The sequence below is a fragment of the Dyadobacter sp. genome, assembly GCF_017744695.1.
Taxonomy (GTDB): Bacteria; Bacteroidota; Bacteroidia; order Cytophagales; family Spirosomataceae; genus Dyadobacter.
In genome coordinates this window covers 298,298-318,777 of sequence record NZ_JAGIAS010000008.1, presented here as the reverse complement: position 1 = coordinate 318,777, position 20,480 = coordinate 298,298, and the positions used below count along the sequence as shown (strand labels likewise).

General features: G+C 49.5%; 13 protein-coding genes. 8 read left to right on the top strand and 5 right to left on the bottom strand.

What is annotated here, in order from left to right:
* Positions 1 to 25 precede the first annotated feature (25 nt).
* Positions 26 to 976 (bottom strand): hypothetical protein, encoded by a 951-nt coding sequence (locus J7619_RS26545; protein ID WP_291206176.1) that lies wholly within the window; start codon positions 974 to 976, stop codon positions 26 to 28.
* 198 nt (positions 977 to 1,174) lie between these two features.
* Here J7619_RS26545 and J7619_RS26540 point away from each other — a divergent pair, with 198 nt between their 5' ends.
* The gene (locus J7619_RS26540; protein ID WP_291206173.1) at positions 1,175 to 2,224 is read left to right on the top strand and encodes a hypothetical protein; all 1,050 of its coding nucleotides are present in this window, start codon (positions 1,175 to 1,177) and stop codon (positions 2,222 to 2,224) included.
* 102 nt (positions 2,225 to 2,326) lie between these two features.
* A complete protein-coding gene (locus J7619_RS26535) occupies positions 2,327 to 2,866 on the top strand; it encodes a hypothetical protein (protein ID WP_291206171.1) in 540 nt (179 codons plus the stop codon).
* A gap of 25 nt (positions 2,867 to 2,891) precedes the next feature.
* Here J7619_RS26535 and J7619_RS26530 read toward each other — a convergent pair whose 3' ends face one another.
* Together J7619_RS26530 and J7619_RS26525 are read right to left on the bottom strand one after the other, a co-directional pair.
* A complete protein-coding gene (locus J7619_RS26530; RefSeq protein ID WP_291206168.1) occupies positions 2,892 to 6,047 on the bottom strand; it encodes a two-component regulator propeller domain-containing protein in 3,156 nt (1,051 codons plus the stop codon).
* A gap of 6 nt (positions 6,048 to 6,053) precedes the next feature.
* Positions 6,054 to 9,110, bottom strand: coding sequence for a two-component regulator propeller domain-containing protein (locus tag J7619_RS26525; RefSeq protein ID WP_291206165.1), 3,057 nt, complete (start codon positions 9,108 to 9,110; stop codon positions 6,054 to 6,056).
* A 405-nt stretch (positions 9,111 to 9,515) separates the two neighbouring features.
* Between J7619_RS26525 and J7619_RS26520 the strand changes: the two genes are divergently transcribed.
* Both J7619_RS26520 and J7619_RS26515 read left to right on the top strand, forming a co-directional pair.
* Entirely contained in the window at positions 9,516 to 10,145 is a 630-nt protein-coding gene (locus J7619_RS26520) for a response regulator transcription factor (RefSeq protein WP_291206162.1), read from the top strand.
* Between the two features lie 316 nt (positions 10,146 to 10,461).
* Positions 10,462 to 11,088, top strand: coding sequence for a response regulator transcription factor (locus tag J7619_RS26515; RefSeq protein WP_291206159.1), 627 nt, complete (start codon positions 10,462 to 10,464; stop codon positions 11,086 to 11,088).
* Positions 11,089 to 11,119: 31 nt separating this feature from the next.
* On the opposite strand, the gene J7619_RS26510 is transcribed toward J7619_RS26515, so the two are convergent.
* Positions 11,120 to 11,761 (bottom strand): response regulator transcription factor, encoded by a 642-nt coding sequence (locus J7619_RS26510; protein ID WP_291206156.1) that lies wholly within the window; start codon positions 11,759 to 11,761, stop codon positions 11,120 to 11,122.
* A 185-nt stretch (positions 11,762 to 11,946) separates the two neighbouring features.
* Between J7619_RS26510 and J7619_RS26505 the strand changes: the two genes are divergently transcribed.
* The 3 genes from J7619_RS26505 to J7619_RS26495 all read left to right on the top strand — a co-directional run bounded on the left by J7619_RS26505 (position 11,947) and on the right by J7619_RS26495 (position 15,839).
* The gene (locus J7619_RS26505; protein ID WP_291206153.1) at positions 11,947 to 12,591 is read left to right on the top strand and encodes a response regulator transcription factor; all 645 of its coding nucleotides are present in this window, start codon (positions 11,947 to 11,949) and stop codon (positions 12,589 to 12,591) included.
* Between the two features lie 427 nt (positions 12,592 to 13,018).
* Positions 13,019 to 14,557: a tail fiber domain-containing protein gene (locus J7619_RS26500; RefSeq protein ID WP_291206150.1), complete on the top strand. Its 1,539-nt coding sequence runs from the start codon at positions 13,019 to 13,021 to the stop codon at positions 14,555 to 14,557.
* 7 nt (positions 14,558 to 14,564) lie between these two features.
* Positions 14,565 to 15,839, top strand: a complete 1,275-nt coding sequence (locus tag J7619_RS26495; RefSeq protein ID WP_291206147.1) for a T9SS type A sorting domain-containing protein — start codon at positions 14,565 to 14,567, stop codon at positions 15,837 to 15,839.
* An 89-nt stretch (positions 15,840 to 15,928) separates the two neighbouring features.
* On the opposite strand, the gene J7619_RS26490 is transcribed toward J7619_RS26495, so the two are convergent.
* Positions 15,929 to 17,062 carry a hypothetical protein gene (locus J7619_RS26490; protein WP_291206144.1) on the bottom strand — a complete coding sequence of 378 codons (1,134 nt, stop codon included), beginning with the start codon at positions 17,060 to 17,062 and terminating at the stop codon, positions 15,929 to 15,931.
* A gap of 228 nt (positions 17,063 to 17,290) precedes the next feature.
* Here J7619_RS26490 and J7619_RS26485 point away from each other — a divergent pair, with 228 nt between their 5' ends.
* Entirely contained in the window at positions 17,291 to 20,449 is a 3,159-nt protein-coding gene (locus J7619_RS26485; protein WP_291206142.1) for a lantibiotic dehydratase, read from the top strand.
* The last annotated feature ends 31 nt before the right edge of the window (positions 20,450 to 20,480 follow it).

Here is a 20,480-nt window from a genome sequence, read left to right as displayed (position 1 = left end):
TGCTCGAGGGTCCTGCATGAACAAGCTATCTAAATACATAGGATGAGTATTGGTCATAAATAATTTCTCCCGTGGTGGCGTTGACAAAAACTTCTCTCAGTTCATTAATGAATGTGCGTGTGCCCTCTACTCCGGACTTTTTCTGCAATACATACCGGACACTTTTCAGGCCGTCGAATTGCGATTCGAACGCGACGTTAGTGGGCGTCGTGAAGTCCTCGTACCCCTCGGTCACTTTCGCAAGCAGCTCTGCGGTACCCACCTCGCTGTTAGTCTTGTTCACGACGTTCGATCCGTCGGAATTGCGGGCTATCCAAAGCAGTTCTCCCGTCTCACTGAAAATAAGCGGGTAGAGTTGTGCTGCTGGGTAGATGTAATAGGCTTTCTTACCATCGGCATCGGTGATCAGATTGATGGTGCTGTTGGCCAGCGATATAGATTTTTGCTGACAAAACGACTGGATAGCTGCCGGCAAATCCCCGGTATCGACCACGAACGACTCGGTAGGCGCTTTCGCGGTCAGTTTGATAATATGCCAGTCATTAAGGATATAGTAATTCAGCAGGAATGGCTTGCCGTTGAATAGGTACTTCATCCTCGCTCCGTTATCGGTGGCTTTGTCAGCCAGCTGCACGCCGGATATCGATCCGCCTCTTACTTTCAGCTTATCGGTAAGGTTCTTGTACAGTGTGACGTCGGAAGATTCCCTGTACACCTGGGCAACGATTGCCGTGGGACTGACCTGTGTTTCAAAATTGGAAGCATTGCTGATAAATTTTGCTTTCCATAATTTGTCTTTCAGCAAAGTCTTGAATACAAACTTCGCAGCATCCGGGTAGTCCGTTTTTATGGCCGTGATGGTGGCGTCGGGAACAGTTTCTGTATCAGGTTCTTGCACATCGACAACCTTATTGCAACCGATCATCATTGACAGGCAGACGATTGTGATAAAAAGTGCAATCTTTTCGAAGTTCATTAATATTATAATAGGGCGTAACGCCGGCTTGTTTGCGTAAGAGACAGGTCTATGGCTAAAAAGTGTTGCCTGCATCGACCATTTTTTTTGAAAATGTTTTTCATTCCCCAATAACGGACAATTTATTTCCGGACCGGGCAACGTTTGAAACAAAAAAGCAGGTCTATGATGAAAGCCAGTAAACCAGGACAAAAGCCAATGAGATTTCTTCTATTTTTTGCGGTACTGTTATTAACTATTTTGGGATGTAAATCTCCCAAAAACTCAGAAACGACACCAGAGCCGGAATTGGAAATACCGGAAACAAAGATAGAGTTGCCGGAATCGGTGAAGCAGCTCGTATATAAATCATACCCATCGGCAAGCAAATTGAAGGGTCTTTCGGAGGTGGAAAAGGGTCGGGTATACGAGTTGTCTTTTGAAAATAACAACGCAGGCTACAATGCTATCGTCGGTACATCCAGTATTCTCAGGGTGGCGGCGACGGCCGGAGAAGCGGTGCCGGATTCATTGGTTGCAAAGGTTCAGAGCCTGGCGATCAGAGGAGGTAAATTGAGTAATTACAGAAAGCTGGTTTATCTCAATGAGCAGGATTCATACGGTGCTGATTACGAATTGAATGGCTTGAAATATCTGGTACGGTTTGTCAATGGAGGTGTCACGCTTACGAGTTATGAAAGGGGATTTGTGACAAGGGAAATCAAGGATTTGCCCGATGTGATCCAGCAATATATCGCCGCGCGAAATAAGCCTAACCCGACATTTGTGAATTCGCTTACGAATCTTAACGAGGCGAGCCGCAATTACATCATCAATAACAATGAATTGGTATTTTCCGACTGTACAATCAGGTTAATGTCCGACGGAAGCAAGCAATACATGGTTTCTGTGAAGTTCCTTGGAGCGACCAATCTTCCTATTCTTTTTAAGGAAAACGGACAGGTAATATGGGTCGGCTCATTCAATAGGATTCGTCAGTTTGAACAGGATTTTAATGGCTCACCCGCACTGTGGGCACCTAATTTAACATCGCAGGAAATTACTTATTTCCGTGATCTGCTGGCCGGATCTTCGCAATTCCTGGGCTTTAATCTTGACAACTTCCTTAATTTCAACAATAGTTTCAGAAATGAATATGAAGATAACCGGGGATATACATTTGCGCTCAGTAACAGCAACAATGAGCACTGGTATTTGTCCTTCAATGGTGATAGGGAATTAGTGTATTCGTCATATTCTTCTTATTGATTATTAGGGAATTAGTTTCAAATTATACAATTCAATAGCCCAAGACTGAAATCTGCATAATGATCAGTCGGTTTGAACCGTTAAAAGGCAAAGCCTTCATACGTGTTATCAAGATATTTGTTAATCCTCTTCTTCTGTTTCCATTACGCCGCCGCGCAGCCGTATTACACGCGTGTGCGCGGGGCTTTTGGAGCCGACGCATACGGTATCGCACCCAAGGCGGCGGTTACTGCCGAGGCAGCCTTCGGATACCTCAAAAAATCATTCTGGAATGTTCAGGCAGGAGTTGGTGCTATCACCAGCGCGCATTTTCGCAGCCCGAGTGTTCTGGCGGCGTTGACGCATTGTTTTATTTTAAATCCCTATAAGCGCAGCTCCTGTGTTCCTCAGCCCGGCAACTATCTCATTGAAAGTTATCTGGAGGCTGGAATAGGCGGTTTCCTGGTTGACCGTTACGATAACGGCATCTATTTCGATCAAAACAAACAACGATTGCTGACACCATCGGGCGTGGCCGGTGTTCGCTTTCACATTGTTTCCCAAAAATGGATCTATATGCTCAAACTACGTTACACGCCCCCATTGCTCCCTAATGAGCTCGCTTCACACGCGGGCGTGGGCATAGGGGTGGGCTGGCGCTGAACGCTGGATAGTTGCATTCGGATGATCATTCCCTGGTCTTGCCAAACTTTATCAAAAACGATGCACCGGGACCGGCGTTTGCGCGGACATGAACGTTTAGTAACTCGGCCAGCTCCCGGACGATCATCAGACCGATGCCGTTGATACTTTGTTCGCCGTCAGACGATTCGGGATATGCCATGCTACTGTCGTTGAGCCAGTTCCGCACCGGCGTCGGAAGATCGGTACCGGTGTCGGATACCAACAAGGTAGTCAGCCCACCGTCCTGCCCTGCGCTTACGGTAATAGCCCCCTGATACGTGAATTTATTGGCATTATCGATCAGGTTGTGCAGGATAATTTTCAGCAATTGCTGGTTCGATCGGACGACTACCGAATCGGGGACGTTGTTGACGAATGTATTTTGCCGAAGCACAAATGCGTCTTTGAAAATCGTGGCGACGTTGTCTACCAGCTTACGCGCGGGTACCGCTTCGAATGCCACGGAGCCGCCCGACACCTGTGATTTAATATACGAAAGCATGTTTTCCAGCAGCAGCAGGATTTTTTCGGAAGATTCACTTACGCTGGCCCCTACATTTTTCGCAAGGCCATATTCTCCTTTCTGAATCAATGAAGGGATTTGTGATGAGGTAAATTGAATGGACCGGAGCGGACTACGAATATCATGACTGATCGAACCGATCAAATGCATTTGCAGCCTGATCTGCTTGATGAGCTCCTGTTCGGAAACTTTGAGGGCGCTTAATGTATCCTGCAAGTCGCGTGTCTTTTCCGAAACGCGCGATTCGAGCACCCTGTTAAGCCTGTCCGCTTTTTTCAGCCGGTTTTTGAAATATACCCAAACAGCCACCGCCGCGAGAACCAGCATCAGCATTTTGAATGGCCAGGTCTCGTACCATTCATAGGGAACGAGTACGGTCAAGGTCGTCAGTCGCTCCGCATTGCTTCCAAATCCTGCATTTTTGCGGATTCTCAGGGTATATGTGCCCGATTCCAGGTTGTTCAGGTGAATGGATTGCTGCTCATTTTCAATAGGGAACCAGACCTGCCCCGTTTCTGCTCTCCGGTCGCTTGACACCGCGTAGAAGAGCTGCTGGTTTTCCCGGTTGCCGAGGTAAGGCGAAGAAATGAATACCTTCAGATCGGTAGCCGTTGCGGGCAGCTCTATCCGGTTGCCTGTAAGAGGCACGTTTTGCGAGTTGCTTTCAACGCGATCGATGAAAATTTTGGAGTCGGGCACATCCATCGGCGTTTGCTCAGGTTTGAAAAAGACCAGGCCGTCGAGAGAAGGCATCGACACATAGCCGTTGTTTAAACGCACCGCGCAAGGCTGGCAACCGCCATTGAATTCATCAATGCGAAGACCGTCCCGCCGGATGTAGCGATGGTAATACAGCCGGGTACTGTCGCGATGATTGGTATAGTCAAGCAGATCATTACGGAGCATCCGGAATAAGCCATTGTTTGTGGACATCCAGAAATAGCCGTTCTTGTCAAGGATCAGGCAGTGTGCCGAGGCCATGAAGCGATTCTTATCCACGGGGAATAGCGTGAGATTGTCATTTCGGAACAGGCAAAGACCGTGGTCGCGAGTAGCAAACCAAAGTTCTCCCTTGAACGGCATGTAGAGGTTTTTGACAAAAATGTTTTCAGTGTTTGGTATGAGCGAAAACGTTTTCCGGCTGAGATTAACCCTGAATAACCCGGTATCGGCTCCTACCCAGAGCGTTTCCCGGCCTTCTTGCAACATGTAAGTAATGCGCAGGATCTTTGGCGTAAACACGTGCACGGGCATGCCTTTCTCTGCGGGATCGATGTAGCGGAGCCCTGCGAATCGGGTACCGAGCCAGATTCGCCCGGTTTGGTCTTCATATATATGCGAAATTTCCCCGCCTGCATTCAATTGGCCTTTCAATTTGCTACCCCTGGCGTCGAAGCGATAAAGTACATCGTTTCTTACACACCAAATGTCGCCGTGCCGGTCTGTGAGGGTGGTGCGCTTGTTCATGCTCAGTTCGTCGACCGGCGGCCGGAGCCGGTAGGCGATCGTTTTGCCTGTTGCGCTTTTCCCGAGCACATTGAAGGACGGTGTGATTACCGAAGAATCCGAGAATGCCGTCTGCGCATAGTAGACATTCGCTTCGCGTTCGTTGCTGCCGGCCGTCAGGGTTTCGAATGCATGAAAGTCGAAAATGAATAGTCCATTGCTGAGCGTTCCGAGGAAGAGCCTTCGATGTTTTTCATCAAAAAATACGGAAGCTACATTGTTCTTTTGAAAATCGAAGTCGTTGAGGAGAAGGCTGGTCTGTATCTCTCCCGGATGCTTCTCTGAAAGGACGAACAACTTTTGATCCTGGTAAATGAAAGCGTTTTTCGACAGATCATGGGAATAAACCAGGTACGGTTCGGTCAAATCCAGCCTGGGATCGTGCTTTTGTTCAGCGGTCAGCCTCACTTTTTCCGTTGCAAGGTTCTTGCCAGGGCCCGTCGCCAGCAGTTCGATGTTACCGGCCTGGTCGTCGTTGTACAAACTCGTCCCGATCCTGAAAATTCCCCGCGGCCAGCGCACCTGCGTGGCGTAGTTTTTCTGTTTTTTCCAATTGGAATAATAACCGATGCTGCCGTCTTTTTGCCATATAAAAAAGTCGTTGTTCGAATTGGGGATGAGAAATACGTAATGGGAAGGAAACCATCTCTTTTTGAATGAATCAATCTCATCGTGCAGGAACCAGTTCATATTAAGCCGGTCGGCATGCCCTTTTGAAAAGAACAAACTATGAAAACCTTCTTCGATTTTAAACATCTCCCGAATACGCCTGACCGGTAGTGGGACCTCTTTTTTTGCCCTGCCTGCATGGATTTTAACATAGTTGTGATTATCCGTTATGGCGAACAACGCCCCGGCGCCCGGAAGGAAATCCACGAACATATTGTTCTCCAGGCCAAGTTCGGTTTTGTTGAATGTCAGGAACGACTGCCCGTCAAATCGGACCAGGCCATTGTAGGTAGTGAGCCACACAAAGCCGTCACGGTCCTGTGCAATAGCGGCCACCGAGTTCTGAGGCAGGCCATTTTCGCTGGTGTAATGCCGAAGGGTATATTGAGGCGGCTGCGCGACGCACCAAAATGTGGTCAAGACCAGCCATACCTGAAAAAGAACACGTAAAATCAAACTCATAGATTTTTACTCTTTCCAAAATTCGATAGAAAATACTGTCCCGGAAGCGGATGCCGCTGTAATACGCACATTGAGCATGCCCGCCAGTTCCTTTACAATCACCAACCCGATTCCATGAATATCCGGTCCGCTATCTGCCGGTTCAGGATAGTGGATTTCTTCATTGCCATTAAACCAGTTCTGCACGGTTTCAGGCAATCCGGGACCCGTGTCCGTCACGAACAACCTCATTACTTCGCTTTCCTTCATGGCGCTCACAGTTACCGAACCATCCGAGGTGTATTTGTTGGCATTGTCGATCAGGTTGTGCAGGATAATTTTCAGCAATTGCCGATTGGTTCGGAGCATAAGCGTTTCAGGAACATTATTGACAAACTTGTTTCCCTGAACTTTAAACGAGGCGTTAAAAATGACAGCAATTTCATCGACCAGGCTCCGCACGGCAAAGGTGTCGTAGGCTACCGAGCCCCCCGACATCTGCGATTTGACATAAGAAAGCATGTTTTCCAGTAGCATAAGGACCCTTCTGGAAGACTCGTTGACACTGGAACCGATTGTTTCCACCAGCGCCAAGTCGCCCTTTTGGACAAGGCCGGACACTTTTCCGGAGGCAAATTCAATCGATCTCAGCGGGCTGCGGATGTCGTGGCTGATGGAGGCAATCAGGTGCATTTGAAGACGGGTTTGCCGGAGGAGTTCCTGTTCCGATCCTTTCAGTACACTCAGCGTGTCCTGCAAACTGCGCGTCTTTTCCGACACGCGGGATTCCAGGATTCTATTTAGCTGATCGGCTTTTTTCAGACGGTTTTTGAAATAGAAATAAATACCTATCAGTACCAGGGTAATGACCAGCAATTTAAAAGGCCAGGTATCGTACCAGGGGTAGGGGACGATGATCGTAAGGGTTTTCACTTGCACGGAGTTTTGCCCGAATCCCGTGTTTTTACGGATTTTAAGTGCGTATGTGCCCGATGTAAGGTTGTTGAGGAGGATAGAATGCTGTTCTTGTTCAATGGGGAACCATGTTTGCGAAGAGGCAGTGCGATCTTCCGCCGAAATCGTATAGTACAATTGCTGATTTTGCCTGTCTGCGAGGTACGGTGATGACACAAATACGCGCAAGTCAGTTACGCCTGTGAGCTGGATTTTCGAACCGTCGACGGGAATGTCCCCGTTATTACCCTCAATGCGGTCGATGAAAATTTTGGAACGCGGTGTGTCGACCAGGACTTGTTCGGGTTTAAAAAAGACCAGCCCTCCCATCGACGGCAGCGATACATAACCATTCTGCAACCTAACCGCACAGGGTTGGCATCCCCCATTAAATTCGTTGATCTGAAAGCCGCTCTGCTTGCTGTACCGATGGTAGTATAGCCGGGTACTGTCGCTATGGCTGGCAAAATCAAGCAGGTCGCTCCGGAGCATGCGGAATAAGCCCTGGTTTGTCGGGATCCAGAAAAAGTCCCTGCGGTCGTGTACGATACAATGAGCGTTAGAAAGAAAGTGGTCTTTGTCCAGGGGGAACCGCACCGGCTTTCCGTTTTGTACAAGAAAGAAGCCATCGTCGTCGGTGGTGTACCAGAGCTCGCCCGGGCGGGCCAGCAGGAGGCTTTTGATGTAATGCCCGTTGGTGTGCGGAATGGCGGAAATGGTTTTTCGCGCGAGATTTACCATATACAAGCCCGGGTGTGTACCAACCCAAAGCATATTCTTCCCATCTTTAAGCATGTAAGAAACATGCTTGATCTTTTTTGTTAAGGTATGTACCGGCATCCCGTTTTCGCCAGGGTCGATGTATTTCACCCCATCCGTCTCCATGCCAAGCCAGATACGCCCGGTCTCGTCTTCATAGAGGAAAGAAATATCGCTCCCCAGGTTCCAGACTTGCTTCAACTGTTTACCGGCATTATCATAGCGGTATAGCTGTTGGTACGACCAGCCATAGCCGGCGATCCAGATATCACCTGAACGGCTTTTGACGATTGTGTAGCCATTGATGGCCTTTCCCAGCGGGTGAGGTATGACCCGCGAAAAGCGCTGCCCGTCCTGACCTTTTCCGAGTACGTAGAAGTGTGGGGTGATCACCGAGCTGTCGGACAATACAGCCTGTGCATAATAAACATTCAGGCCGGGATCGTCGGTGTCAATACCAACAGCGTCGAAAACCTTTAAATCGTAAATAAAAAGACCATTGGTGATTGTCCCCAGGTAAAGCCTTTGGTGTCGGCTGTCATGGAAAACGGAGGTAAGGCCATTTCGGCCGAAGTCGACGTCGTCGAGCAAAACGGTTGCCGTTAAATGGCCCGGTATCCTTTCCGACAATGAATACAGCTTACGATCCTGATAGATAAATGCATTGCCCGACAAATCGTCTGCATAGAGCTTGTAGGGCCTGGCCAGATCGGGTTTTTCCGCCCTCATATGTGCGGGGACAAACGTTACGTTCGCACCTGTGGCGGTAGGCCCGCTGGTGGCTACAAGCCGTATGCTGCCCGCCTCGTCGTCGTAATAGAGGTTCGTCCCGATCCTGAAAAGCCCGATAGGCGAAAGCAGTCGGGTTTCGTAGGACTTTTGTTTCTTCCATCCAGCGTAAAGATCGATTTTTCCACCCTTACTCCATATGTAAAAATCACCGTCCGGCTTAGGTAATAAAAACAAGTTATATGTCGGCACAAAATCTTTGTTCCAGCGGTCGGGCAGGCCCAGCATATACATCAGATCGTAGGGGCCCGCGCCGGGTTTGAATATTTTATGAATGCGTTTTTCCAGCGGACTTTTGTCGGGAATAGCTTTGCCGCCGGCGATTCGGATATGGGTCTGGTTTTCTCCCACGGCATACAGCCGCTCGCCCCTACTTTCAATGTCGGTATTAAATGAAAGGAAACTGCTGGATTTCAGGCCCAACTTGTCTTTGTCGAAGGTTACAAACGATTGTCCGTCGAATCTGACCAGGCCCATGTCGGTGGCGAGCCAAACGAAGCCGTCGTGATCCTGCATGATCGCCCTTACGGAATTTTGGGGCAATCCATTGTCGCTGGTGTAGTGACGGACACTATGTTTCATTGCTTTCGCCATGGGCTGCGAGGCGACCGGCAACGCGGGAACTTGTAGTAAGATACAGACACACATTGCTATCCGCCTCACGGCCCGGCCAACAGGGCCCGATGTCAATGCGTTCTCTTGTATCCGATCATTCACTGAATTTATACTTGTGGTTTAGGTATATCGGGATTTCAAGGCAAAGTAAGCGAAATCATTCAGTTGCCGATAACAAAAAAATGACAGGTAATCGTAAATGCCCCTTTCGAAACCGTAGAAATCATTCTATATCTTATTTGTGAAGGGGTGATTGTAACAAAAGCCGTTTCAGCCTACTTTTACCGATGTCACCAGTTTATTCTTTTACTCCTATACGTCGCGCCCGGGCGCGGCTGTTGTCTGTACCGACCGGCCATTGGCCCTACTAGCATGAACATACTCATTATCGACGACCAAACGCTGCTGCGCACCGGCATGCGGTTATTTCTGGGAACCATTCCCGGCGACTATCAACTTTTTGAGGCTGCGGACCTGACAACTGCCAGGGTGGTGCTCCGAGAAAATCCCGATATCGGAATGGTAATCACCGAAGTCAAAATGGAGGGATTGATTTCTTCGGAGATTATCCAATTGCTGAAATCCGTCAAACCCGGCATTGCCATATTATTCTATTCCGGCCTGTCAGAACGCATTTTTGCCCTTCCGGCGCTCCGGGGCGGCGCCGATGGGTTCATCATGAAGCGCGAAAAGCCCGCCGACCTCGCCAAGGCGATCGCTATCGTTGGCTCGGGCGGGAAATACCTGAGCGTCGGGTTGCAGGCTGCACTGATCTCGATGATCGATACCGACCATCAGAAGGAAGCCATAGAATCGCTCGAAACGCTTTCCCAGCGCGAGAGGATTGTGATGAACCAGGTGGTACAGGGAAAATCGACCAAGGAGATTGCTTTCCTGCTTAATGTAAAATGCAACACGGTAAGCACGTACAAAAAGCGTATCTATAAGAAAATGAATGTGATAGATACGTTCGAGCTATCGCAGAAAGCCGCGGGTTTTTGAAGTAATAGAAATCTTTCTATGGTATAGTTTCAGTCGGTGCGAGCTAATACGACGTATTTCTATTTAGTTTTGATGCGGATAGGCTGAGCTTCCCCGCACTATCAAATCTGAGGATTTTATAGATTGCGTATATATATAATCGTTCATATTGTAGTGGGCGATGGCATGGGGATTTTGTCTTTCGGGAATCCCGATTTTATGATAAACCTGTTCACACTATACACACGCGCCGGAAACGGACTCCCCGGGAGCCTCGGCGCATGAACATCTGTTATTTATCACATCAATTTTAAGCCTTGACCCCTTCTTTTGACCTATGAAAGTGCTCGTTATTGACGGCCATCCGCTCATGAGATCGGCCATTAAACGGGAAGTAAAAGACCACAAGCCGCAGGCCAGGGTTATGCTCATGGCACAGCTCGATGAGGCGATCGAAATAATCGGAAAGCAATTCTTCGACCTGATCATTATCGAAATAGGCATTCCCGGCGGGGGTATGCACACGATCCGTGAAATGCGGGCGATGGCGCGCGGAGGTAAGATCCTCGTGTATTCGTCGATGAGTGAGGCTACCTATGCGCTGCCTGCGGTTTCCTCCGGTGCGCACGGGTTTTTGTCCAAAGACGTTTCCGGCGATGAACTGCGCATTGCGATCGATATGGTACTCGATTCGAAGACCTATTTTAGTAAAGCGATACAGGAAAGCCTGCTGTCGCAGGTGATTGCCAATGTGGATGCGTCGGACCACAACCCGTTACAGTCGCTCACGCCGCGGGAACGGCTGGTAGTGCATTTATTACTGGAAGGAAATAAAATAAGAGCGATTGCCGACATGCTGAACCTGAAAGAAAGCACGGTCAGCACGTTTAAAGCGAACGTTTTTAAGAAGCTGCAGGTGAGCAATCTGGTAGCCTTGTCGGAAAAAATGGAAATACTTCGGTAGCCGGCAGGAGGCTACCCGTAATTATGGCACATTAACAGGCCGTTGCTGCGACATCGTCAATGATTTTGGAGAGTTCAATCGCACTCGTGACACCGCATTTCTGGAAAATCTTCTTTTTAAACGTACTCACGGTACTCAATTTCAGCTGTAACTGGGTGGCGATCTCCTTAGTCCACATTCCCCTGATAAGCAGTCTGCTGATTTCCAGTTCCCGGTCGGTCAATCCGATCCATTTCCGTCGCTTGATTTTGTTGTAATTCTGGGGTAATTGCGTCACCAGTTGTTCGCGGACGGCCTCGCTGAGGTATTTCCTGTCGTTTACCACCGCCGACACTGCTTCCCCGTACATCTCCGGGTCGGATCGCTTCGATAAATAGCCGTCAGCCCCGGCCTGTATATATTTCAATGCATACTTTTCCTCCGGTAGTCCGCTGAAAATCAGAATTTTTGTTTCCGTCCTCGCTTTTTTGATCATGTCGATCATCTTGACATCCTGGCCGCCGGGAAGATGGATGTCGAGCACAACGAGGTCGATAGGTTTGTTCTGAACGATCCGGATGCCTTCGTTAAAATCTTCGGACTCCAAAACCGTTGCGTTTTGAAATAGTTCGCGTATCACCAGACGCATGCCCATTCTGACAACGGCATGATCCTCAATTAGTAATGCATTCATCTCAGATAGTAATTTGATTCAGACAAGCGCGGTTACGGCTTTGTCACATCAAAACTAGGTACGCGCACCCGCGGGTGCAATGGAGATGTTGATTTCGGGTTGTCAACATAGTACTACGCTTTTCGATGGAATTTCCTGGAGTTTTTGTTGTTACTTCGGGATATCATTGACAACCACCACTACCATTGCAGCCTTCCCCAGCCCGAATCTTACTCGTCGAAGACCACGATATCGTCCGAATCGCCACCAGCATGCTCGTTCAGGAGGTGATCAATGATGCTGTCGTAGACACTGCGGCTAACTTCAAGGAAGCGGCGTATGCGGTCTCTTCGAAGAATTATCAGCTGATTATCCTCGATTTGAACATACCCGGTGCCAACCATTTGCTGACGATCGAGAAGTTGCGTGCGCTGCAACCCAACGTTCCGGTACTCGTCTTCTCGGGACAGAAGGAAGAGCTGTACGGTTTGCATTGCATTCGCGCGGGCGCAGCCGGGTTTGTCTCCAAAGAATCCAAAGCCACCGAATTGCAGGATGCCATCCGGGTGGTTCTTAAAGGACAGAAGTACCTCAGCCCGGTTGTCCGGGCGCAGTTGCTGAGTTCCATGGTGCAGCAGGGGGGAGCCGATCCCGCCGAACTTTTATCGCCCAAAGAACTGGTGGTAATGGAGATGCTGCTGGAAGGCAAGTGGACAAAGGATATTGCCGGTCAATTGAATCTGAAAAGCACAACTGTCAGCACTTTCAAAGCCCGCATTTTCAAGAAACTTGGCGTTAATAACCTGCTGGATCTCGCGAAGCGCGTCGAGCTGTATCACCTCTCCAAATAGTTTGCCGATCCACGTTCGGAATAAAAATACCTCCATTTACTATCTATTTTTTATGAGAGTAAAGTATAGAACTGTTTCTATGCTTTATCGAAAACATATTTATTAATATATTGATAAACAGATATTTGTGTAAAACGCGGATTCGGATTGTTTCGCACGTCCTTCGAATCGGATACATTTTTGCCGCTACTTTGTAGATATAGTTTGCATCACAGGTCATTGCCGTGACTGACCGTCCGGTAGCTGTTTTGAGATAGCAATCTCTGATCCTTTCAAGGTTCAGCCAGTCCATTAAGCCCCATAGAAATCAAAATAACCCAGAAGATCCATTCAGCAATGAAAGGCTGGAAGTCGCGTCCCGGAAAATCAATCGCTTGTCAATTTAATACTGTTTTTAAACCATTTGTTAATTAAAACCAATTAAACAATGAAAGTAAAACAACTACTAACACGCACTACCGGTGCATTCGGAATTACCGCCGGTTTGCTTTTTGCGGGTTCGCCATTGATGGCGCAGGTAAAGATCGGGGACAACCCGAACACGATTAATCCAAGTTCTATTCTGGAACTGGAAAGTGCAACGAAAGGGCTATTGCTTCCTCGCGTAGCGCTTACTTCCACCACAGTGGCAGCTCCGGTTACCAATGCCGTAGCCGGTATGCACGTGTACAACACGACGGACAACGCTGAGGTACAGCCAGGCGAATACTTTTTCGATGGTTCGACATGGGTGAGATTGAACTCGAACGATACGTATAATTATATCGAAGGTAACGGTGCACCAACCGGTAGCTGTCCGGCCAAAACCATCTATACAGACTCGGATGAAAACAGTGCTACTTTCGGTCAGCAATGGAGCTGTATCAATGGAGCCTGGGTAGCTTATTCTTCTCCTACCAAGACACCTTTCTTTGCCGGATTAACCTCAAATGATGCTGGCGGTGCAAAGAGAGGCCTGATCTCCCGATTCGGTCATATAGTAGTTCGACGGGAAACGCCGGCCAACAGTGGTAAATCGACCATCACACCGGGCGGTATCATTCAACTTTACAGAGGCAATGCCATCGACGCGGGTTACGGCGGGGCTATCGACTTGACAAACGTTGCCGGTAATCCACTTCAATACCGGATTGCTGTACGCCCTACCGTACAAAACGGTAACGGCGGGTTGGTATTCCATACGACTGCTGCCGGCGGCGAAACTCCACAGCCAAGAATGATGCTGACGCCCAGCGGTAAACTGGGCATCGGGGTTACACTCGTTAATGCACCCAACCTGGTTCATGTCAACGGCTCGCTTCAAGGGTCTGAGCAGGATGTAGATGCAGGCGAACTGGCACAAGGCACAGCAAACCTAAGCGGTTACCGGCTTTATCAGGAAGGCGTGAGAGTTGTTGATGGTCAAAACGTACAAATCAACCGAGCTCAAATTGTTGTTCAGTCTGGCGATGCTCCGAACCTGGTTTTAACAAAAAAGAATATGCCTCCTGCCTCGGAACCATTTGTCGTATTCCGTGTGAACGGTAGCGAAGAGGGTAGAATATTCCGTAACAGCAACGGAGACGTGGGTTTTCCAGCTCCAACCTCTGACCGCCGTTTGAAGGAAAATATCAAAAGCACACATTACTCGATCCAGGATCTGATGAAAATAGGTGTGGTGGAATACAACTACATCGCGAACCCGAAGAAAGAGCGTACAATCGGTTTCCTTGCACAGGATCTCTACAAAGTGTTCCCGGAAGCGGTTACCGTGGGTGGTGAAGATGCCAAAACCAATCCATGGAGAGTGGATGCCAGCAAAATCACCCCGCTTCTGGTAAAAGCAGTTCAAGATCAACAGAAAGAAATCGAATCGCTGAAAGCGCAACTGAGCGAAATGAATGCGCTGAAAGCAGAAGTAGCCAGCATCAAGGCGATGTTGGGCAATGCCGGGCAGAAATCATCTGAGGCTACCATTTCAAAATGAGTGAACTATGCACAAAATCATCCATAAAAAGCTCATTGGCCTGAGCGCAGGCCTGTGCCTGTCGCTCTCGCTGATGACCGATCCCGCGGCTGCGCAATCGAGCAGCCAGGGGAATACGGTCATCGAAAGCGGCACGCAGATGACCGTGTTTGGAACGCACACCTTCCTGACAGGAGGGGCGGCTATTCAACCGGGCATTATCAAAGCCAATCGTGCCCTTTCGCCGGGAATCCTCGGGTTTGGAGCCAGTGCCACCTACACCGGGCAGGACGACGCGAACCACGTAGATGGCTATGTGTCGAAAGACGGAACAAGCGCATTTGATTTTCCCGTTGGTGATGGTACCAGGTTACGTCCCATCGGCATTTCTGCTCCTGCCACATCAGGGGTTTATAAGGCCGCTTACTGGTCCGAAAGTGCCGGGGCTGCCACGTTGCCTGCCGGTGCACCGTTTCCGCTGACAAACATGAAGTCCGATGTGACCGGTGTAAGCGCCCTGGAATATTGGGACCTGGACGGCGCGGGGCCGGTAAATATTACGCTTAACTGGGATGCGGCGAGCAATCTGACTGCGCTCACGAGTTCGAATATGGTCAATCTGATTATAGTGGGATACAACCCGGCCACCTCTCAATGGGAAAGCCTGGGTAAAGCAGGGGGCACGACAGGCACGCTGGCAGGTACCGGCAGCGTTACCGCCACTGGTGTAATACCCAACAACTATTCGGCATTTACTTTTGGCGCAAACATCGCGTTGCCTGTGACACTGGTGTCATTCGATGCTCGCAAGGAAGGCGCTACGACTTCGCTCAATTGGGCTACCACGGCCGAAACCAACAGCGACCGCTTCGAGATTGAGCGCAGCGCGAATGGCAAGGCCTGGACCAAGATAGGTACCGTGGCGTCCACAGGCGAAAGTAAGGTGCTTGTCAATTACAAATTCACCGATGCAAACCCATTGGGTGGCGAAAACCTTTATCGCCTGAGAATGGTGGATAAAGACGAAACATTCGCTTACAGTAGCATCAAAAACGTGACCTTCGATCAGCTTTCGAAGCAGCTTGCTTATCCGAACCCTGCACGCGACATCGTGTACATTCAGGATGCGGATCATGTCAAAAGCATTTCGGTCATTGACATGAGCGGAAAAACCGTGAAGGAAACTGGTATCGATGCGGGCGGAACGTTCAGGGTCGACGGACTTGCTGCCGGAATGTATCTTGTGAAAGTCGTTAACAAAGATGGGGGAGTAAAATCACAGAAGATCATCGTTGCAAGGTAATTGCTTCATGTGTTAAACCTCTTTATGCAAATAGCCCCAGGGAATTTCCCGGGGGCTATTTTTTTAAGTAATGTTGAAGAAGCGTTATATCAGAAATGCCAGATAAGGTCATCGAAGTTGACTTTTTCAGGGTGCAGCGCTTTCACCAATGCGCTGCCGATGCCTGCGATGCCCTCCCCGAATGCCAGGTTTTTTTGCATATTCCAGGAGTTTTCGGGCGTTTTGTAACCCGCAAATCCATCAGGGTGAATATCGAACCGGAGAATTTGCCTGTACCAGAATCCGGCAGCGTTTTCAAGCGTTTGGTCGTAGGTGAGCCGGGCAACGCGATCGAACAATAATGCGATGCCGGCGGCCCCGTATTGTATTCCGGCATCCCTGGTAGCACTCAGGTGCTCCTGCCGGCATTTGGCGTATTTTCTCAGCATTTCCAATCCTGCCCGTGTCCAGGACGGATTGCCGAATGCCGCACCGGTGCGTAATAATGCATAACCGGTTTCGGCATTCGCGTCAGTCTGCTGATTTTCCAGATAAGTAACCGCCTCACCAACGATCCCTTCCAGGAAATCGGCAGGGCAGAGGCCCATATCGATGGCCCGGGCCAGAAAAAGAAGTATAGCTGTACTTTCGATTGGGGAGAACACGGCAGGCCTGGTATGGTGCCCGTTCAATCCCGATTGCCAGTAGCAACCTTCGCCCGTAGGTATCGCGTAGCGTACAATGCCCTGGACTAGTTCATCGATAACCGGTTGGGCGAACGCTCTGTTGTAATAGCTCCTTTGAAGGAAATAAATGCCGTAGCCGAGTGCACCGCTTTCAAAGCCACCCAGGTTCCCGATATATAACTCGGAACGCATTTTTTTGAGCAAAACAGCATCTATGTCGCTTAGGAAAACATTGGGGTCGAGGTCCAGCACGCTGACCTGACAGAGGTATTGCGCCACCGCACCCAAACTGGCAAAGTCCTGCGGATAGGCTTTCAGCGGATCGCTGTCTACGAGGTCGCAGGCATGGTCGAATGCATCCCGCGCAGCGTCGAGGTATTGTTTTTTGCCCGAATGCACTGCATATAAATAAGTGAAAACAGAAACGCCGAGGTATCCCCGGGTAAAACCGAAACTGCTCAGCTGTTTTTTATGTGTACTTACAACTTCATAGATCTCATCGATTTTGGCAGCGGCGATCATAGCCGAAAGCCCCGATATTCCTGTTGATGTCGTCATGGTACCGGTTGGTTTTTATATACAAATGTGACGACAACCGGGAGTGGGAGCAGAACTTTTTAGACCAACCTTGTATCTAATTCGACGAACTGTGAAACAGCAGGCGGAAATGACCGTCGGGCGTATGGTTCGCTTTGTCGATGAAACGCTGTTGTTCGCATAAATAGTTTGTTTTCAGTTAGTTCGGGTGATTAGTTTCAGCCAGAGATTGTAAACTCTTCCTGTTATATGTCTATTGTATCCCAAGGATTCTTCGTGCTGAGACGTCCCAGGTTGCCATTGGACGTCCTTTATGCATTCAATGAGCGGGTGGGCAACCGCCCGGAGCTGTTCGAGCGGGAGCTGATCCGTTTTTTCTCGCAATCGTCGATGTTGGAGGCCCTCTACGTGGCCTCGCCGGAACTGTATCATTCGTTCACGGGTCTGATCGAAGGCAAGGTCAAAACCGGCGTGGACAAGTTGCTGAAAACGCTATATAAGTATCTTGTCAGGATGACGTCCCGCAGTACTCCCTACGGCCTCTTCGCCGGGTGCGCGACGGGCGAGCTGGCTCAGAAAACATGCATTGCATTCGACGAGGCCGAACCATTTCGAAAACATGTGCGGCTGGATATGAACTACGTAGCCGAACTCGCAGACGGACTTTTGCAAAAAAGCACCATTCGTAACAACGTGAAGTTCTTTCCCAACACAAGTCTCTACCCGATCGGCGATGCTTACCGCTATGTCGAAAGCGCATTGAGCAACAAGAAGCGGCTTTATGTGCTGGCGTCGGTAGACCGTAATGCTTATCTGGACAAGGTTATCGCCACAGCCCGAGAAGGTACTACCGCGTGGCAGATCGCAGATTGCATTGTATCCGAAGAGGTAAGCCGGGCGGAGGCGGAGCAGTTTGTCGATGCGATCATCAGTGCCCAAATTCTCGTTTCCGAGCTGGCAGCTACGGTCACTGGTAAAGAATTCTTTTTTACAATTATCGACAAGCTGCGCGGAATAGAAGGAGCACGGCAGGATTTGCAGCAGTTGAACAGAATCGCCGGCCTGCTCCAATCGGGCGAACAGGGTGTGGACAAATACCGGGAAGTGGAGTCGGTATTGGCGGAGCATTTCGTCACGACCGGGAGCAAGGACCTGGTGCAGACGGATCTTTTTCTGCAAACCCAATCCTGTACGATCAACGAGAAGGCAGTTACGGTATTAGCAAAAGAATATCAAAGTCTCGAGTGCCTGGGCTTCCGGAACCGGCTGCCGGAGATGGATCAGTTCAAAAAAAGATTTCTGGCAAGGTATGAGCAACGCGAAATGCCGCTGCTGGAAGTACTGGATTGTGAAACCGGGATCGGTTATGGCGATGCCATGGCGGGCAGGGCGGACAATCTCCCGTTGCTGGACGAAATGCAATGGCCGGAGCCGCCCCGGCCCGGGGAAACCGATATTTCTGCCACAATGGAACTCAGGGAGAGGTTATATCGGCAATCCATTGCGGAAAATAGTCATCGCATTTGCCTCACTGACAGTATCCTGGATGAATTTCGAAAGACGGTCGGGGACGCGGGCCAGACACCGGACAGCTTTTACCTCTTCGGAAATCTCATTGCTGGCTCGCAGGCGGATATCGATAATGGAAATTTCCAATTCGCATTCAAAGCGATGGGAGGGCCGTCGGGCCTGAAACTGATCGGGCGCTTTTGCCATGGGAACGAACAGCTATCCGTACGGGTAAAGAATGCAGTGGCGGAGGAGGAAGCATTGCATGAAGAAGGAGTTTATGCGGAGATTGCCCACCTGCCCGAGGCACGCATAGGGAATGTGCTCATGCGGCCGCATCTGCGTGAATTTGAAATCCCATACCTCTCGGGCTCCTCCATGCCGCGCGAAAACCAGATTCTTCCGGAAGACCTGATGGTGTCGATATCGGTTTCCGGGGAGGTGATATTGCGGTCAAAAAGGTTGAACAAACGCGTTTTTCCGAGACTTACCAATGCTCATAACTTCTCCGATGGGTTGCCGGTGTACCGGTTTCTCTGCGAACTCACCTACCAGCACGATTACCACTACCTGGGTTGGGAATGGGGTTATCTTGCTTCCCATACGTTTCTGCCACGCGTCGAATACAAGCATTGGATACTAAGCCGGGCAACCTGGAATATCGATAAAAAAGTGGTGAGAAGTCTTACAGGGAGCGAAGCCCTGACAGCCAGGGAATGGCGTGTGATTAGAAATGCCTTTGACATTCCTCGTTTTGTTCAGCTTCGACAAGGGGATAGCGAATTGCTGATCGACGGGGATTCCGATTTTGCGGTGGAGGTGATTTGTGATTCGATCAGGAAGTTTGACAAAGTCACTTTGACAGAATTTCCCGAGCATATACAGAGTGGTTTTCTCGGCAAACCGGGGGAAACCTACGTGAATGAGGTTTTGCTGCCATTTTTGAATAAAAAGGAGTCACCAGTGCCCGCGCGTGTTTGGGAACAACCGCGAATAACGGAGCCTCTCGTGAGGCGCGAGTTTATGGCTGGCAGTGAATGGTTATATGTCAAAATCTACGCCGGGACCCGGACCGCCGATCGCCTGCTGACGTCGGTCATTAAACCGTTTGCCGATCGCCTTATTGCGGAAAGCGCCATTGAAAAATGGTTTTTCATCCGTTACGGAGACCCCGATAACCACATCCGCTTGCGATTTTTTCATGGTAAGGACAAGTCGTTCTGGCAGACAGTCCTGGCGGAACTGCATGTACTGATGGAGCCGTACCTGAGCAATGGAACCGTCCATAAAATACAGGTCGATACCTATAAGCGGGAGTTGGAACGCTACGGGCATCAGGCATTCGAAGAAATCGAATCCATATTTTTTGCCGATAGTGTCGCGACGGCAGACCTTCTGAATAGGCTGTCGGGCGACGACGGTGAGCATTTCCGGTGGTTGTCGGGGTTGAAGGGAGTGGATATGCTTCTGGACGACCTGGGTTTTACATTGGAAGATAAAAAAGTGTTTGCCGGGCAGTTACAGGAACGCTTTTTCCGGGAATTTCGGGGAGATACCCACCTGAATGTCCAGCTAAACAACAAATACCGCCAGCATACCGAAGAGATCAGGCGTTTTCTGGATTCGGGACATGACGCTCAGAACGGGATCGACGACATCGTTACGTTGCTCGAAAAACGGTCCGCCCGCATCAGGGCTTCGCTCGGGATTGTTTTGCCGCGGAGTGAAATTTCACGGGGTAATTTCGCCAGTAGCTTTGTGCATATGTTTCTGAACAGGCTTTTTGTTTCTCAACAGCGTGAACATGAGTTAGTTGTGTATCATTATTTGAAAAAATATTACGAGTCTAAGTTGGCAAGAAGGGAAAAAGTGGCACATTTGACATTTGTTTGTGCTTAGCGGAATTTGCTTTGCACGGGCAGTAAATTCA

What these genes read in the sequence shown, in the direction of transcription:
- J7619_RS26545 (WP_291206176.1), bottom strand. Translation starts at nt 976, where the DNA reads ATGAACTTCGAAAAGATTGCACTTTTTATCACAATCGTCTGCCTGTCA.
- J7619_RS26540 (WP_291206173.1), top strand. Translation starts at nt 1,175, where the DNA reads ATGAGATTTCTTCTATTTTTTGCGGTACTGTTATTAACTATTTTGGGA.
- J7619_RS26530 (WP_291206168.1), bottom strand. Translation starts at nt 6,047, where the DNA reads ATGAGTTTGATTTTACGTGTTCTTTTTCAGGTATGGCTGGTCTTGACC.
- J7619_RS26525 (WP_291206165.1), bottom strand. Translation starts at nt 9,110, where the DNA reads ATGAAACATAGTGTCCGTCACTACACCAGCGACAATGGATTGCCCCAA.
- J7619_RS26520 (WP_291206162.1), top strand. Translation starts at nt 9,516, where the DNA reads ATGAACATACTCATTATCGACGACCAAACGCTGCTGCGCACCGGCATG.
- J7619_RS26515 (WP_291206159.1), top strand. Translation starts at nt 10,462, where the DNA reads ATGAAAGTGCTCGTTATTGACGGCCATCCGCTCATGAGATCGGCCATT.
- J7619_RS26510 (WP_291206156.1), bottom strand. Translation starts at nt 11,761, where the DNA reads ATGAATGCATTACTAATTGAGGATCATGCCGTTGTCAGAATGGGCATG.
- J7619_RS26500 (WP_291206150.1), top strand. Translation starts at nt 13,019, where the DNA reads ATGAAAGTAAAACAACTACTAACACGCACTACCGGTGCATTCGGAATT.
- J7619_RS26495 (WP_291206147.1), top strand. Translation starts at nt 14,565, where the DNA reads ATGCACAAAATCATCCATAAAAAGCTCATTGGCCTGAGCGCAGGCCTG.
- J7619_RS26490 (WP_291206144.1), bottom strand. Translation starts at nt 17,062, where the DNA reads ATGACGACATCAACAGGAATATCGGGGCTTTCGGCTATGATCGCCGCT.
- J7619_RS26485 (WP_291206142.1), top strand. Translation starts at nt 17,291, where the DNA reads ATGTCTATTGTATCCCAAGGATTCTTCGTGCTGAGACGTCCCAGGTTG.